The sequence below is a fragment of the uncultured Veillonella sp. genome, from assembly GCF_963543145.1.
GTDB lineage: Bacteria > Bacillota > Negativicutes > Veillonellales > Veillonellaceae > Veillonella.
The window spans coordinates 49,623-65,143 of record NZ_CAUTZP010000005.1 but is presented as its reverse complement, the minus strand read 5'-3'; the positions used below and the strand labels follow the sequence as shown (position 1 = coordinate 65,143).

16 protein-coding genes are annotated in these 15,521 nt (G+C 42.2%); all 16 read right to left on the bottom strand.

The window, feature by feature from the left end; all coding sequences use genetic code 11:
• Positions 1 to 68: 68 nt before the first annotated feature.
• Positions 69 to 839, bottom strand: coding sequence for a HisA/HisF-related TIM barrel protein (gene hisF, locus RWZ05_RS03775; RefSeq protein ID WP_314642256.1), 771 nt, complete (start codon positions 837 to 839; stop codon positions 69 to 71).
• Positions 840 to 851: 12 nt separating this feature from the next.
• Positions 852 to 1,478, bottom strand: coding sequence for an imidazole glycerol phosphate synthase subunit HisH (hisH, locus tag RWZ05_RS03770; protein ID WP_314642254.1), 627 nt, complete (start codon positions 1,476 to 1,478; stop codon positions 852 to 854).
• A gap of 210 nt (positions 1,479 to 1,688) precedes the next feature.
• Positions 1,689 to 2,771 (bottom strand): histidinol-phosphate transaminase, encoded by a 1,083-nt coding sequence (gene hisC / locus RWZ05_RS03765; RefSeq protein ID WP_314642252.1) that lies wholly within the window; start codon positions 2,769 to 2,771, stop codon positions 1,689 to 1,691.
• Positions 2,772 to 2,917: 146 nt separating this feature from the next.
• Positions 2,918 to 3,244: a phosphoribosyl-ATP diphosphatase gene (gene hisE, locus RWZ05_RS03760; protein ID WP_005387497.1), complete on the bottom strand. Its 327-nt coding sequence runs from the start codon at positions 3,242 to 3,244 to the stop codon at positions 2,918 to 2,920.
• Positions 3,245 to 3,246: 2 nt separating this feature from the next.
• A complete protein-coding gene (gene hisI, locus RWZ05_RS03755; RefSeq protein ID WP_314642251.1) occupies positions 3,247 to 3,564 on the bottom strand; it encodes a phosphoribosyl-AMP cyclohydrolase in 318 nt (105 codons plus the stop codon).
• A 194-nt stretch (positions 3,565 to 3,758) separates the two neighbouring features.
• Positions 3,759 to 4,517 carry an imidazole glycerol phosphate synthase subunit HisF gene (gene hisF, locus RWZ05_RS03750; RefSeq protein WP_314642250.1) on the bottom strand — a complete coding sequence of 253 codons (759 nt, stop codon included), beginning with the start codon at positions 4,515 to 4,517 and terminating at the stop codon, positions 3,759 to 3,761.
• 150 nt (positions 4,518 to 4,667) lie between these two features.
• Complete coding sequence (gene hisA, locus RWZ05_RS03745) at positions 4,668 to 5,387, bottom strand: 1-(5-phosphoribosyl)-5-[(5-phosphoribosylamino)methylideneamino]imidazole-4-carboxamide isomerase (protein WP_314642249.1); 720 nt, start codon at positions 5,385 to 5,387, stop codon at positions 4,668 to 4,670.
• 13 nt (positions 5,388 to 5,400) lie between these two features.
• The gene (gene hisB, locus RWZ05_RS03740) at positions 5,401 to 5,991 is read right to left on the bottom strand and encodes an imidazoleglycerol-phosphate dehydratase HisB (protein WP_314642246.1); all 591 of its coding nucleotides are present in this window, start codon (positions 5,989 to 5,991) and stop codon (positions 5,401 to 5,403) included.
• A 21-nt stretch (positions 5,992 to 6,012) separates the two neighbouring features.
• Complete coding sequence (hisD, locus tag RWZ05_RS03735; RefSeq protein ID WP_314642243.1) at positions 6,013 to 7,290, bottom strand: histidinol dehydrogenase; 1,278 nt, start codon at positions 7,288 to 7,290, stop codon at positions 6,013 to 6,015.
• Positions 7,291 to 7,441: 151 nt separating this feature from the next.
• Complete coding sequence (gene hisG / locus RWZ05_RS03730) at positions 7,442 to 9,040, bottom strand: ATP phosphoribosyltransferase (RefSeq protein ID WP_314642240.1); 1,599 nt, start codon at positions 9,038 to 9,040, stop codon at positions 7,442 to 7,444.
• A 296-nt stretch (positions 9,041 to 9,336) separates the two neighbouring features.
• Entirely contained in the window at positions 9,337 to 10,200 is an 864-nt protein-coding gene (gene hisJ / locus RWZ05_RS03725) for a histidinol-phosphatase HisJ (RefSeq protein ID WP_314642238.1), read from the bottom strand.
• Positions 10,201 to 10,378: 178 nt separating this feature from the next.
• A complete protein-coding gene (locus RWZ05_RS03720; RefSeq protein ID WP_314642236.1) occupies positions 10,379 to 10,879 on the bottom strand; it encodes a GNAT family N-acetyltransferase in 501 nt (166 codons plus the stop codon).
• Positions 10,880 to 10,899: 20 nt separating this feature from the next.
• The gene (locus tag RWZ05_RS03715; RefSeq protein ID WP_314642233.1) at positions 10,900 to 12,120 is read right to left on the bottom strand and encodes a Fic family protein; all 1,221 of its coding nucleotides are present in this window, start codon (positions 12,118 to 12,120) and stop codon (positions 10,900 to 10,902) included.
• A gap of 285 nt (positions 12,121 to 12,405) precedes the next feature.
• Positions 12,406 to 13,074 (bottom strand): energy-coupling factor transporter transmembrane component T, encoded by a 669-nt coding sequence (locus tag RWZ05_RS03710; protein ID WP_314642231.1) that lies wholly within the window; start codon positions 13,072 to 13,074, stop codon positions 12,406 to 12,408.
• A 9-nt stretch (positions 13,075 to 13,083) separates the two neighbouring features.
• Positions 13,084 to 13,896, bottom strand: a complete 813-nt coding sequence (locus RWZ05_RS03705; protein WP_314642229.1) for an ABC transporter ATP-binding protein — start codon at positions 13,894 to 13,896, stop codon at positions 13,084 to 13,086.
• Positions 13,889 to 15,484, bottom strand: coding sequence for a tryptophan transporter (locus tag RWZ05_RS03700; RefSeq protein ID WP_314642227.1), 1,596 nt, complete (start codon positions 15,482 to 15,484; stop codon positions 13,889 to 13,891). Before RWZ05_RS03700 ends, RWZ05_RS03705 begins: the two co-directional genes overlap by 8 nt.
• Positions 15,485 to 15,521: the final 37 nt, after the last annotated feature.

The following is a 15,521-nucleotide window of genomic DNA, read 5'->3' as shown; positions in this document are numbered from 1 at the left end:
TTAGGCATAACAAAAAGGCATTTCCCTTATAGAAAAATGCCTTAATTATCGTATTTAGAAGGTTTCACCTATTGTCTTACGACGATACCAGATTCGTGGAGAGACTTCTTAATGTCTTTTATAGTTAATACTTTATTATGCAATAACGCACCAACAAGAGCTCCTGTTACATTAGTTTTTGTAAATAAATCCACAAAATGCTGTACATTACCTGCACCACCGAAAGCTGTTACAGGAACATCTACCACTTCTTCTAACGCTTGATATAATTCAATATCAAAGCCAAGGCCTGTACCATGTCTGTCGATGCTCGTTACCAACAATTCACCTGCACCGCGTTCTACGGCCTCTTTCGCCCATTCAAGAGCATTTCTACGTTGCGCCCCTTCATCATTAGAAGATCCATGTCCATAGGCATACCATACCTTTTCAAATGGATTATACTTTACATCAAGGCATACGACGATGCCTTGGTTACCGAACTTCTTAGCCCCTTCTGTAATAAGGGATGGATTAGCCAAAGCCGCCGTATTAATGGAAACCTTATCAGCACCAGCTTTCATAAGCTGCGTCATATCCTCAACAGACGTAATGCCACCGCCTGCTGTGAGCGGCATGAATACCTTATCAGATGACTTGAGTACCATATCAGTAAAGGTCTTACGGCCCTCCGTGGTCGCCGTAATATCTAACAATACAAGTTCATCGGCGCCTTGTATTTCATAACGTTCTGCACATTCTACTGGATCACCTGCGTCAACCATATCGCGGAACTGTACGCCATTCTGTACACGACCATTCGCTACACTAAGGCAAGGGATAATACGTTTCGCTAACATTTAGTCGCCCTCCTATTTTCTAGATGCTGCATACGATTCTGTAATATTACCAAATGTACGCAACAAGTTCAGACCTACAATACCACTTTTTTCAGGATGGAATTGCATGCCATATACTCTGCCACGCTCAACTACACCAGGTACATCGATACCATAGTTAGCTGTGGAAATGATATATTCAGGATCTGTATCTACATAATAGGAATGAACGAAATAGGTATATTGATCGTCCACATTGCTGAAAGCACTGTCAGGGTGATGAACTACGTTCTTGTTCCAGCCCATATGAGGCACGTTAAGCCCAAGGTCGCGAGGAATTTCTTTTACCTTACCAGGAATAAGACCAAGTCCTGGAGTTGGGCCGTACTCTTCGGATTCCTCAAATAATAATTGCATCCCCAAGCAAATACCTAATAGTGGAATTTCTCGCTTTACTACTTCATGAAGTACATCGACTAAACCGCGCTCTTTTAGAACCGCTACAGCCGATGCATACGCGCCTACACCAGGCAAGAGAACGCCATCAGCGTTTAATATAACCTTAGGATCCGCTGTTAGCACTGCATCGAGGCCGATGTAGGCTAACGCTTTCTGGACGTTAAATGTGTTCCCTGCGTCATAATCTATAATGGCAATCATAGTAAACTCCTTTCAACCGCCTTAATGAGCCCTAGAGAAAAAACTAGGGCTCAAACATTCACGCATTCACGTTGTTTTCGATATATATATTCGTCAAAAGAAAAAAAAAGTCCTGCCTATAGATTGCGTAAAAGCTAAACTCCATTCTATAGAATGAAATTCGATATCAAAACGCTCAAATTATTAGTATAAGTGATATATTCTTAATGATTAATTCATGAATTGTTTTAATATATGACGCATTACATCTCCATCTTGAGCCATCGGTATGGTAAGGCGCAACCAACCATCTCGTTGACCTCGGCGCACTTGGTATCCCTCTTTCAGCCATGCATCAGCGAGGCCATTCGCATCCGCATCAGGAGCCTCAAAGAATATAAAATTCGCTTCACTTTTATAGTAATGAATCCCTAGTTCATCAAATAGAGCCTCCCATTTAGCCCGTTCCTCTGCATTTTGGGATACTGTTCTCGCCAAGAACTGTTGATCATCAAAAGCGGCTTCTGCGGCCACTTGGGACAATGTATTGAGATTATAAGGCAAACGAATGGTTTGCATATAGTTTGCCAATTCTAAAGGAGTCATCATGTAGCCTACGCGGTAATTGGCAAGACCATATGCCTTCGAGAAGGTTCGCATGATAGCTACATTAGGGAACTCATCTAATAAGTCACGTGCTGTAGGAATTGCGACAGATGTAACAAAGTCAATATAAGCCTCGTCTACGATAACTAGTGTTTCCTTTGGCACTGCTGCTACGAATTTACGAATGTCTTCTACGGACTCGTAGGTCCCAGTTGGGTTGTTGGGGTTACAAATCCACACGAGGCGTGTCGTTTCATCGACGGCTTTCACAAGAGCTGAAAAATCATATTGTCCTGTTTCAAAATTAGCTGGCACCTCGCGAATTTCAGCACCTTCTACGAGACCATTTAAGGCATACTCGGAAAAGGCTGGTACACTGACCACGATAGAGTCACCTGCACTAATCAAAGTTTTATTGACCATGGCGATGACCTCATCAAGGCCTACACCAATAACGAGTTGCTCAGGTTGTACCTTCCAATAATCAGCTAATTTCATGCGCAAATCCGTGGCGTTCCCATCGGGGTAATAATTAGCATCATTATGTGTGACATAGCTAAGGATAGCCTCTCTTACCAGCGGAGAGGTGCCGTATGGATTTTCATTGGCAGACAAACGCACCAATCGGTCCACACCGAGGCGTTCCTTTACCGCCGCAGCAGGCTCCTCAGGTATATAAGGTTTTAACGTGCGAATTATCTCTTTCATAAGCTATCCTTTCTAACTATTTTCTTTATGCATATAAACTCGTCGAAACTAATCTAAATTGGTCCAAACGTATCTAAATCGGTCCAGCCTCATCTTAATCTATTCAAGTTCATATGAATCTATCCAAAATCATACTACGATGTACATTATAAATTTGTAATCTCTGGGCGATCCGTAGTTTTGCTGACTACCCCTTCACGGCTAGCAAGTTCTGCCTCAATAGCTTCGTAAGGAATATTTTTCTCTGCTAGTAATACGAGCAAATGATACAATACATCTGCTGTTTCATAAATCAATTCTTGAGGGTCTTCATTTTTGGCAGCGATTACAACCTCTGTTGCCTCTTCGCCGACCTTTTTCAAGATTTTATCGAGCCCTTTGTCGAATAAATAATTCGTATAAGAACCTTCCTTTGGCTGAGCCTTGCGGTTCTTAATAATTTCGTATAATTCGTTCAATGTTTGCTGTGCCATGCTTAACTCCAATCCACATCATTAAAGAAACAACTTGTGCGCCCCGTGTGACACGCAGGACCCTCCGGCTTGACTTGAATGAGCAAGGTATCTCCATCGCAATCGAGGGCCATACTTACCACATGCTGCACATTACCGCTGGTACCACCCTTATGCCATAACTCCTGACGAGAACGAGACCAGAACCACGTTTCCTTTGTCTCTAGTGTTTTGTGAAAGCTTTCTTCGTTCATCCACGCCACCATGAGCACGTCCTTTGTGTCCGCATCTTGCACAACCGTTGGCAATAAGCCGTTTCCCTTTTTAAAATCAGGTTTCATAGTATAATCCTTTAATAAAAGTAATGTTTTCTATGTTCAATATTTTATTTAGTACTCTTACCATACTATCAATGTTTAGTACCTATATCGTACTATCAATATTTAGTACCTTTACCGTACTATCAACATTTAATTCCTTTACCGTACTATCAATATGTAATACCGTTACCATACTCCAATTAGTGAAAACAACTTTATCGTACAGTAATTCCGTGAGCTCGTAGCTCTTCTTTAAGATCTGGGATTTTAATTTCTCCAAAGTGGAAGATAGATGCCGCCAGTGCACCAGTAACGCCGGTTTGCTCAAATAGGTCTACAAAGTCCTGCACCGCACCTGCCCCGCCGGATGCAATGATAGGCACATTCACTACAGACTCAATAGCCTTATATAAATCGATATCAAAGCCAGATTTTGTGCCGTCCTTGTCCATGCTCGTTACAAGCAATTCTCCGGCCCCGCGAGCTACGGCTTCCTTAGCCCAGTCTAGGGCTTTCCAATCGGTACGCTTACGACCGCCATGGGTATAGGCATACCATTCACCCGTTTCTTCATCTGTTTTCACATCGATGGCCACTACCATACATTGATTGCCAAACTTTTGAGCCCCTTCTGAAATAAGTTCAGGATTGGCAAGGGCTGCAGAGTTCAAGGACACCTTATCGGCGCCAGCTTTCAACAAAGCCGTCATATCCTCAACACTCTTGATACCTCCACCAACGGTGAGAGGCATAAATACTTGGGATGAAATCTCTTGCACCACGTCGCGCATGGTGGTCCGTGCATCTACGGTAGCAGTAATGTCTAAAAATACGAGCTCGTCCGCCTGTTGCTGCTCATAAGAGGCCGCAATATCTACGGGACTGCCTACATCTACGAGATTAACAAAGTTAACCCCTTTTTTAACGCGCCCATCGTCCACATCTAGGCACGGAATAATCCGTTTCGCTAACATACATTTCCTTTCTATGAAGTGTATCTCAATTTATATCGTCTGTTTTATTTCGTCCGTTGTATTTCATCTATTTTATTTCATCTGTTGTATTTCATCTGTCATTCCATACAAAATTGACTTTTAAGCAGACATATTTCTATCATTTCTATTTTATCGTTGGTTATACTCAGCAATTTCCTTTAATGTAATCGTTCCTTCATACAAGGCTTTACCGACGATACTGTCCATGACGCCTTTTGCTTCAAGGGATTTAATATCTTCTAAATTACGAACGCCACCAGACGCAACAATACGAGCTGTAGGGAATTCTTTTTGCAAATCACCGAGCAAGTCTTCGTTAGCCCCCTGCATAGTGCCGTCCCGGTCCACATCGGTAACGATGAAATACTTTGCGCCCCCTTCAATCATGGCACCGATCAAATCGGTCATAGGCACATCGGATTGATCGAGCCAACCTTCAGCAGCGACCTTTCCATTTTTACCATCTACACCAATAACGATGCGCTCTGCACCGTATTCAGCGATAACCTGTTTCGTAAGTTCAGGATTTTTGAGGGCCACAGAGCCTAAGATAACTCTGTCTACGCCTAAACCTAGATAGAGGTCAACGGCTGCTTTATCGCGGATACCACCGCCGATTTCAAGGATACCTGTGAAAACCTGACGCACTGCTTTTACAATGTCCACATTAACAGGCTTGCCCGCCTTAGCACCGTCTAAATCGACGAGGTGGAGTGCACCAACATTAGCTGCTTCATATTGTTTTGCTTGGTCCACCGGATCTGGATTGATAACCGTTTCCTGTGCGAAGTCACCTTTATAGAGGCGAACGCTGCGACCATCTTGTAAATCTATAGCTGGAAAAATCATAGGTTCTCCTTTATTAAATGACGCCCTTTGTAGAGTTTACTCCTTGAATATCTGGGTTAATAGTAACGGCCTTGCGCAATGCGCGGCCTGTAGCCTTAAACATGCTTTCAATGATGTGGTGCGTGTTGCGACCATATATATTGCGCACATGTAAGTTCATAGCGGCACTCATGGCTAGTGCTTGGAAGAAATCCTCTACAAGCTCTGTTTCAAAGTTGCCACCAAGAACTGGGGTACTCCATTCGCCTTGGAACACAAGGTATGGACGACCACTCAAGTCGATTACAACCTGTGTTAGTGCTTCATCCATAGGAACCCATGCATCACCGTAACGCTCGATGCCTGCCTTATCGCCAAGGGCTTTCACCAACGCCTGACCTAAGGCCAATCCAATGTCCTCCACAGTGTGGTGAGCATCTACGTAGGTATCGCCCTTTGCCTCTACTACAAGGCCAAAGCGGCCGTGTTTCGCCAATAGCGTCAACATGTGGTCAAAAAAGCCGATTCCTGTGGAGATGGAGCTCGTTTGTGCCCCATCAAGGGTAAGTTCTACTTTAATATCTGTTTCTTGAGTGGTGCGTTGCACCGTACCTGTGCGTATCATAACGACCTCTATACTCCAAATCTATTTTTCAAAACGTACTTCGATGGCGCGAGCATGGGCTTCAAGGCCTTCTGTACGAGCTAATGTTGTAATATGTTTTGCTACTTCTTCTAACCGTTCTTTTGTAAATTGTGTAAAGGATGTACGTTTTACGAAATCATATACACCAAGGGGAGATGAGAAGCGTGCTGTACCACTTGTAGGCAATACGTGATTTGTACCGCCTACGTAGTCGCCCAATGGCTCAGATGCATAAGCGCCGAGGAATACAGAGCCTGCATTTTGAACAAGGCTCATATAGTTCATTGGGTCTGGCAATTGAATCTCCAAATGCTCTGGCGCTACTTCGTTCATTACGGTGAACATATCTTCAACGCTATCCATAACAGCAATATAACTATTATTTTCAATAGCTGGGCGGGCGATGCTTTCACGAGGTAACAATTTTAATTGACGTTCTACCTCGTCAGATACGGCATTTGCCAAGCTTTCACTAGTAGTCACCATAATAGCGCGCGCCCGAGGATCATGTTCCGCTTGGGACAAAAGATCTGCGGCAAGGTGAACTGGGTTAGCACTGTCGTCGGCAATAACACCGATTTCGCTAGGACCTGCAATCATGTCGATATCGACTTGACCAAATACTTGGCGTTTTGCAGTGGCTACGTAAATATTGCCAGGGCCTACGATTTTATCAACCTTTGGAATGCTTTCAGTACCATACGCAAGGGCCGCCACACCTTGAGCACCGCCAACTTGGTATACCGCATCAACACCGGCAAGCTTTGCCGCACCTAATACAGCAGGATTGATACCATCCTTTTGAGGAGGTGTGACCATAACGATTTCTTTAACCCCTGCGATTTTAGCTGGCAACGCAGTCATAATGATTGTAGAAGGATACGCCGCTGTGCCGCCAGGTACATAGAGGCCAACGCGAGCCAATGGAATCACCTTTTGGCCACGGATGATGCCTGGTGTATCCATATCCACAAAACCTTGCTCAATTTCACGACTGTGGAACTCAGTGCTATTAGCCTTTGCCTTTAATAAGGCAGCTTTCAAATCATCAGATAAGGACTCATAAGCGGCGTCGATTTCCTCTTGAGGCACCTTGAAGTCTTCGATAGTAACGGCATCGAATTTTTCAGAATACGCCTTTAACGCCCCGTCACCATTGGTACGAACGTCAGCGATAATATCGTACACGCGGCGTTCAATCTCCATATCTGTAGTTTGTTGTGTATAATCTCGCACGATACTAAGCATCGCATCTAGTGATTCCTTATAAATTTTCATCAAATGTCCTTCTTCCTACTTAAGCTATCCGTATCACTGGTTAGCTCTATTATTCATTCCATATAGCAATAGTTTTATCTGCTATTAATAGTTTTATCTGCTATTAATTCTAAATCTTGCTAGCCGGATATATGATTCGCTCTACATCTTATTATTTAATTTCTTCTGAAAGCTGATCTATAAGTTTAAAAATGGTATTTCTCTTTTGTTTTAACGCCAATGGATTCGCTACTAAGCGCGTAGAAATCTTTTGTAACCAGTCAAAGATTTCTAAGTTGTTCTCCCGTAAGGTTGTGCCTGTTTCTGTAATATCTACAATGGCATCTGCTAGCCCTACTAAGGGAGCCAATTCTACGGAGCCTTCAATTTTGATGATTTCCACATCTTGAGCCCCAAAGTACTGTTTTGTAATGGTTGGATATTTCGTGCCAATACGTTGACGACGCCCTTCTTTAGGGTCATAGCCTGCAAGAGAGGCCAAGATAAATTGGCATTTACCAGTTTGTAGATCCAGCATTTCATAGCTTGTATCATCTTGTTCGTCTAGTACATCACTACCGACAATGCCGAGGTCTACTACACCGTTTTTCAAGTACGTTGTTACATCTGGCCCTTTTGCTAGGATTACCTCAATGGAGTCTCCAAGCGAAATGATGAGCTTACGCGCCTTGTTGCGCAATGGCTCACAGTCTACGCCACAGGACTCCAAGAGAGGAATGAAATCCTTCTCTACGCGGCCCTTAGTCAAAGCGATACGCAATTTACCATTATCTTGATTGTTGCTTTCACCATTCAAGGTTACATCGGTCAACACATCAATATTAAAAGCCATACCAACGGCCGGCATCGGTGTACCATCAAAGCTAGATAGCAAGCCATCATAACGACCACCGCTGACGATGTATTGGGACACACCGTCCACGTAGCCTCTAAAGGTGAGGCCTGTGTAATAGGATTGAAGCGGCTCTGTAGACACATCAATGCGAACCTGTTGGCCTGTTTGTTCCACTTGGTTAGCCATATCTACGAGATTATCTAGAATGCGTTGCGCTGCTGCTGGCAAGATAATTTGATTAAGCTCATCCTTAATATCTTGAACCGTGCCAAATAGACGAGGCCATACAGTTAAGAATGGATATAGCGCACTATTTTTAAAGTCGGAAATCAACTCGTTGTAACGAGGTAAATATTTAGTAAACAAAGCATCTAATAGCTCTGTTCTTTCCTCATCACTAAGGCCTAGCGCATCGGTGATAGCACGAGAAAAACGAGCATCCCCAATCTCAAGCAATAAGTTATTACCAAGCTGCGTTTCGTTTACCTCTTTAATAATGGCAAAACACTCTTGTTCGGCTTCAATTCCTTCATAGCCAACCATCTCAATGCCGCCTTGTGTTACTTGGTTCACATCGCCGCGATGCTTCTTATTTTTCATGAACACATCACCTAAGTAATAGAAGGTGCGAGGTAGTTCAATATTGGTGGTCGCCAGAAAACGACCGATTGGCATGGTCAAATCAGGACGAATTACGACGGACTCATCGGAACTATCCATGAACTCGTACATATGCTGACCGCGCCCCATTGCATAGCCATTAAATACATCTTTATACTCCACAAGAGGCGTAGAGATCTTTGTGTACTGGCGGCTACGACATAGACCGAGCACATATTGGCTCACATCATCCTTGCGCTCTGCTACGGCCCCTATATCATCACGGAACCCCGTAGGTAATTGCTGCTGTACCATCGTAAACATCCTTTCTATCATTTCGTCTTATTAATTCTCTTATCTGTGAAAGCATTATATAACTAGTTTTAAATGTATTATATGAACCTTCTATTTACTATGAGAAAATTTCTATCTATATCGATGCTTTTCTATTTTATCACTTTACCTAATTAAAGTATGAAATTATGATATAACGGTTCTATAGAATTGTCAATAGAACCGTTATAATTTCACGTTATTAATATAAAGATAATCCGCCTATGACTTACATCCACATGTTACAAAGAGCGGATCAAAGTATAGGCCTACTGCTATTATCCCCAAACGCGTTCTATATCCGTTACGCTATGTGCATCAGAGCCAAGTACAAATGGCACACCAATAACGGCAGCCATACCTTGGATGAAACGGCTTGGATACATTTCACGGCAGTCTGGTTTGAAGAAGCCACTCATGTTGTAGTCTAGCTCGCGACCTTGTACGCGCATGATATGCAAAATATCGCTTACAACTTGCGCATTGCGGCGATCTAAGTGATGCTCAAAGCCAAAGTGGTGTTGGTATTTCTTAATTAAATCAAAGTGACCAATTCGTTTTGGCGTATATTCACCGAGGTCAGCACGTACGGCTTGGCGCACGGTAGAGTAATATTTGTAATATAACTCATATTGCTTTTCAATCCACGGACCAAAGCCCTTTTCAAATTCCTGAGGGCTATAGTCTAAGCAGTAAAAGGCATTATTAACGCCTTCCATAAAGTGAACGGATAAAATATTATCGTCCGTCAACGGACCATAGCGGTCCAGGAACTCTTGAATATCCGTCTCAAAGCCCGGAATATAATCGACTTCAAAGCCGAGGGAGATATCGATATGCGTGCCATAAGCACGTTGTAATTGACGACCTAATTCTAGATAGGAATCTACTTGGTTCAATTTCAAAGATGCCGTATCATAAGCCTTTTGGTCACCACCATACTCAGCTGCAAAGGCCGCAGGCAATGGCGCATGCTCAGTGAGGCATACCTTTTCAATACGCAACTCGATGGCCTTTTCAATCATCAACGCAGTGCGGTCTCCACTACCATGGGGACACAATTCTGTATGTACATGACCGTCCACAAGTCGGCTACGATACTTACTATAGCCAACGAACTGCCGTTCATCTTTCATGTTCATTCAATCACCCTATTCGCCCTAACCCGTAGCGAACCCTTATCTATCACCTGTACATTATTAATATATCTAACTAATATATCTGATTAATATATCTAACTAATATATCTAACTAATATATCTAACTAATATATCTAACTAATATATCCAATTTATATACCGTATTATTATCTACGTTTTATTATACCAATAATGCGTATGTTTCGGTATCCTGATATTTACCATGTTTGAAACCAACTTGAGGTGTTAGACCACAATAGGTAAAGCCAAACCGTTCATGTAGTGCTGTACTTGCTGCATTTCCAGCAGTAATAACAGACACCACCGTATGTAATGCGTCAGTTGATTTTGCATGGTCTAATACATGGGACATCAACTTAGACGCCACACCTTTGCCACGATATTCTTGATGGATATAGATTGATAATTCTACGGTGCTTTTGAAAGCATCCTTCGTTCTATATGGTGAAAGCGATGCATAGCCTACCACAATATCATCTATAATCCCTACAAAAATGCAGTGCTCAGACGTTTGATGTGCCTCAAACCACTCCTGCCACTCTGACAGCGTACGAGGTTCAAGATCAAGGGTGGCCACGCCATTTACAACCTCGTGATTATAAATATCTAAACAAGGAGGTACATCATCAATTCTAGCACGACGAATATTTAAATTATTCATAGTAACTCTTCTTTCATAGATTACTGAGAAGAACTCAATATAGATCTCTTTAACTTAAAATGCTCTGTTTTACCTACTTTTTGAACTTTAAGATGTTCACGTGGTATATGTTTAATACGTTCATACACGGTTTTTTTACTCTTACCTAAATTTTTCCATAACTCTTCTCTAGTTATTCCTGGTCCAATCATAAATAAAGATGTCTGTAATAAGATGTAATATATATCTCTAACAAGTTCATCTGTAATTCCTTGGTTGATAAAAAACTGATCTAATTGATCACAGGCATTACGTAATCGTTCTAACCGTGTATTAAGCAATTCACTTAAATTATCAACTGTATCAACTAAAAAGGTTAAAAACTGAATAATGAAAGGAGTCAAATCGCCTCCGTTGCGTTCTGACGTAGTATTAACAAAGCTTTTATAATATTTAGAACGATTAGCCTTTATTAAAGCAGATAAACGCAAGGCTACCAATGGATGAAACTCCTTTGATAAATACGAAGAAGAAATATACCTATTCACACGACCATTACCATCATAAAAAGGATGAATATACCCAAACATATAATGAAATACCGCCACACGAATTGGTAATTGTATCTCATCATTATTCAAAAATTCTAGTGCTATGGTCATAAGTTTGATAATTTGTGATTCCGGCGTAGTTCCTATATGAATCTCTCTATCATAACCATCATAAACTGAAACAGAGTCGCGTCTAAAAATCGCTCCATCTAGTTTATTTTTCTCTTCAATTTCATTTGATACTAACTCATCATATAGGGCCCTAATATCTTCATTTATATAAAATTCCTTCTTCCCTGATGTATTTAATATATCTCTGTATTTTGAAACAATACTACTAAACCTTTTTACTTCAGTAATATTTGTATCAATAGCCTCTTGAATTTCTCTTCTGCTACTATGAACACCTTCAATATCATTACTAGCCTTGATTTCTTCTACCAAGAATGTGTTTAGTAAGTGAGGGTGCATAATTAATGGAACTTGCTTTAATAAATCTAAAAAAGCTGAATGTTTCCGCTCCAATTGGATCATTACATCAAGAATATCCTTATGATACATAAAAAAAGCAGAAAAACTCTTTTTTCTATTGATTTGTGCTATTGATATATTTATATGTTGCGTATTTTCAGATGCATATCGTGCATCAAGAAGCTCTTGCCACTTTTCTTCGCATTTATAAAACACTTTATATAAAGGTTCATATGACATAGCTTTTCACCTTTCACAACCCATTAAATGTAAAAATTGTAAATTTTACCTCTATACCCTCAATATAACAAAACTGAGTGGTAAAAACAACGTTTTTTACCACTCAGTTTATGCATTTTGAAGTATATATAAGTAAAAAGCTCTTATTTTACTTATATGTTTAAAAAGACACCTAGAAATTTAATCCTTTCTAGGTGCCTTTTCAGGCGTACCAATTAAGATACCCCGTACTCTTCAACTGAATTATAACACTATTAACGCTATGAATTTGCCTAGTTCTATCTATTACACAATTGCGAATAAAAGTACTGTAATAACAATCAAAGCGCCAATCACAGCGTAGTCCATAGTTTTCAAACCTACAGACGTTGCGAAGCTATGTGTAGGGCCACCAAAGCCACGTAGTTCTAAGGACAACGCCATTGTTTCAGAGCGTCCCAAGGATTTTAAAAGCAATGGTTGGATCACAGATGCGTAAGATTTCATGCGCTTCAAGAAATTGCCTTCTAAGGATAGACCACGGCAAGCTTGTGCCTCTTGTACGGCATGGCTTTCAGCAATAAAGTCAGGTACAAAGCGAAGCGCAGCAGTGAACATAAATGCATATTCATAAGGAATTTTGCATTGTGTTACGAGAGCGGCTGTAAGGTCTTGCAATTTTGTAGTCGCCAATAAGCAGATAAATACAAGGGTCATAGCGAGCATACGCAAGCCAGATACGACGGCAGATGTTACGTCGCCACTACCGATAAATTGGATGATACCAAGGAATACGGCAAAGCTAGTCAATGCTAATACGGCTTTGTGTTGTTTAAATAGCAAACCAGCTGCAAATAACACACCGAGTTCTACAACGACTAAGACCAATAGAGATACCCAGTCGCGCAATAGAATGGCCCACACAGATACGGCGAGGGTCATCAAGATTTTTGTTAACGGTACTAAACGTTCCATATATCCCTCCTACTTTCCGCTCAACTGAGCCACTAACTTAGATTTCAATTCATCCATGGATTTGCAATAGCCTAGGGATGGTACCGCTAGTGAAAGTTCCACACTAGGCGGTTTTGTAAGGCCTAGGTCTTGCAATTCGTCCGTAGACTTCTTGAATAATTCTTCTGGACTGCCATCAAAGGCAACTGTTTGGTTACCCATGATGAGTGCACGGCTACATTCGCTAGCCATGATTTCCATATCATGTGTAATGAGAAGGATCGTAATGCCTTCTTGATTGAGTTGACGCAATAAAGCTAGCAGCTCTTTAGTTTCCTTACCATCTTGACCACTTGTTGGTTCGTCGAGGATGAGGATTTTAGATTGCATTGCAAGTGCAGAAGCGATGGCAACGCGTTGCTTTTCACCGCGGCGCAATGTTGGAGGGTATGCTTCACGCAAGTGAGCGATACCTGTGCGCTCTAGCACTTCATCAACAATTTGTTTTACTTCGGATTTACTGCGGCCTAATGACTCAGGGCCGAACGCCACCTCAGTGGCGACTGTTGGTCTAAACATTTGGCGATCTGGCTGTTGGAATACATAGCCGATAAATTGACCACGTTTAGATGGCGGCATAGACGTAATGTCAGTACCGTTATAGTACATGCGGCCTTCGCTAGATTTTTCAAGACCAACGAGCAAACGAGTGATAGTCGTTTTACCACAACCGTTGCGACCACCGATGGCGATATATTCGCCGCCTTCGATGGTGAAAGTCACATTCCGGAAGATGTCTACAGATGGCACATAGCCAAAGCGGATATTTTCAACCTTAAGCATGAGCGCCACCGTCCTTTCCTTGTACATCATCAACGCGTTGAATTGGTTGTTTATTTTCTACCGTATTAGATTGATTGGCTGTAGAGCTGCTTTCACCATGTACCTCTTTTTGAATAGCGTGAGCCATTTCAATTTGGTGCAAGCCCTTAATAGCAGACTCGATGCTAAGCCAAGGCTCATCACTGTGGAAGCCTGCTTGTTCAAGTTCCATGTACGTAGTGAACACGGATGGCAACGCATCTACGTGAATATTGTGTTCATACATGTAACGAAGTGTAGTTGGTACGTCCGCATCACATGCAATAGAACCATCCACCATGAGAGCCATGCGGTTTGCATACGGCAATACAGCATGTAAGTCGTGGTCAATAACAACAACGGTAATACCGTGTTTCTTGTTCAAATCACCTACGAGACGATATAATTCTGCAGTCCCATCTGGGTCGAGGGAGCTCGTTGGTTCATCAAGCACAAGTACAGTTGGGTTTGTAGCCAAAACGGAAGCAATCGCCAAACGTTGGCGTTGACCACCGGATAAGCTAGTAATTTTGCGGTCCTCTAAACCAACGAGACCCACTTGTTCAAATACGGTTTGAGATCGTTCTTTAATCGTTTCACGGTCATAACCGCGGTTTTCCATGGCAAAGGCCACTTCCTCACGAACTGTCATCGTTACGAGCTGTGTATCGTAATCGGCGAGAACGACACCGATATGGTTTGCCAGTTCAGGAATTTCCATTTGCGTAGTCGCTTTGCCATCTACAAAGACCATGCCTTCAAGGCGTCCACCGTAGAATTTAGGCACAGCCCCTACCATGGCCATGCAAAGGGTACTTTTACCACAACCTGCAGGACCTGTTACCACTAAAAAGTCACCTTCATGTACATCGAGATTGATGTTTTTAAGGGACGGCGTAGTCGCCTTTGGATGGTAATAGTTTACATGCTCAATGGAAATCTTTGCTTGGCGCTCAGGTAAGATCGTCATATGACTATGGTCAGACGTCAATTGATCTGTGCTTGGCAACATGCCTCGTTTAGAGAATAAACGTTGCGCCGGAATGTACAAGATTGGCGTAATGGCACCGTTCAAAGCGCCTACGATAAGAACCATGGGCCACATACCATACATGTATACATTGTCTGGCAAGCCCAACACTTTCCACAAAATAGTAACGAAGATACCGCCAGATACAACGGTCGCCAAGAAACCAGATAGGATTGGCGTCAAATCAAAGCCACCAATTTTGCGGAACTTCACGGACAACATAGCGCGCGTTACGAGAGCTGCTGTCAACGCACCACCTGGTTCAGACAACAAGTTGCCGTACGGGAATGCTGACTTAGATGTCAAAACATTGATGAGGGCCGCCACAAGGCCAATCCCCAACGTTTGACTCAAACTAGGACGAGTCAATAAAATAGCTACGCAGTATGTAGCAATCGTCCAGTTCGGCGTTACCCCAGCCACACTAGGGCTCACCAAATGCAGAATCGTGCCCAATGCGAGCATCAATGTGCTGACAGTGACCCATCTAAACTGGCCACCCTGCACATGCGTGTACACAAGATCTTGAATCCGTTCCATAATAGCCTCTTTTCTAAAAATGAATATATAATCTATA

Excerpts from the sequence above, each read along its gene's own strand:
- hisH (WP_314642254.1), bottom strand. The coding sequence starts at position 1,478 with ATGATTGCCATTATAGATTATGACGCAGGGAACACATTTAACGTCCAG.
- RWZ05_RS03700 (WP_314642227.1), bottom strand. The coding sequence starts at position 15,484 with ATGGAACGGATTCAAGATCTTGTGTACACGCATGTGCAGGGTGGCCAG.
- RWZ05_RS03715 (WP_314642233.1), bottom strand. The coding sequence starts at position 12,120 with ATGTCATATGAACCTTTATATAAAGTGTTTTATAAATGCGAAGAAAAG.
- RWZ05_RS03705 (WP_314642229.1), bottom strand. The coding sequence starts at position 13,896 with ATGCTTAAGGTTGAAAATATCCGCTTTGGCTATGTGCCATCTGTAGAC.
- hisG (WP_314642240.1), bottom strand. The coding sequence starts at position 9,040 with ATGGTACAGCAGCAATTACCTACGGGGTTCCGTGATGATATAGGGGCC.
- hisB (WP_314642246.1), bottom strand. The coding sequence starts at position 5,991 with ATGATACGCACAGGTACGGTGCAACGCACCACTCAAGAAACAGATATT.
- RWZ05_RS03710 (WP_314642231.1), bottom strand. The coding sequence starts at position 13,074 with ATGGAACGTTTAGTACCGTTAACAAAAATCTTGATGACCCTCGCCGTA.
- hisD (WP_314642243.1), bottom strand. The coding sequence starts at position 7,290 with ATGAAAATTTATAAGGAATCACTAGATGCGATGCTTAGTATCGTGCGA.
- hisI (WP_314642251.1), bottom strand. The coding sequence starts at position 3,564 with ATGAAACCTGATTTTAAAAAGGGAAACGGCTTATTGCCAACGGTTGTG.
- hisA (WP_314642249.1), bottom strand. The coding sequence starts at position 5,387 with ATGATTTTTCCAGCTATAGATTTACAAGATGGTCGCAGCGTTCGCCTC.
- hisE (WP_005387497.1), bottom strand. The coding sequence starts at position 3,244 with ATGGCACAGCAAACATTGAACGAATTATACGAAATTATTAAGAACCGC.
- RWZ05_RS03720 (WP_314642236.1), bottom strand. The coding sequence starts at position 10,879 with ATGAATAATTTAAATATTCGTCGTGCTAGAATTGATGATGTACCTCCT.
- hisC (WP_314642252.1), bottom strand. The coding sequence starts at position 2,771 with ATGAAAGAGATAATTCGCACGTTAAAACCTTATATACCTGAGGAGCCT.
- hisF (WP_314642256.1), bottom strand. The coding sequence starts at position 839 with ATGTTAGCGAAACGTATTATCCCTTGCCTTAGTGTAGCGAATGGTCGT.
- hisJ (WP_314642238.1), bottom strand. The coding sequence starts at position 10,200 with ATGAACATGAAAGATGAACGGCAGTTCGTTGGCTATAGTAAGTATCGT.
- hisF (WP_314642250.1), bottom strand. The coding sequence starts at position 4,517 with ATGTTAGCGAAACGGATTATTCCGTGCCTAGATGTGGACGATGGGCGC.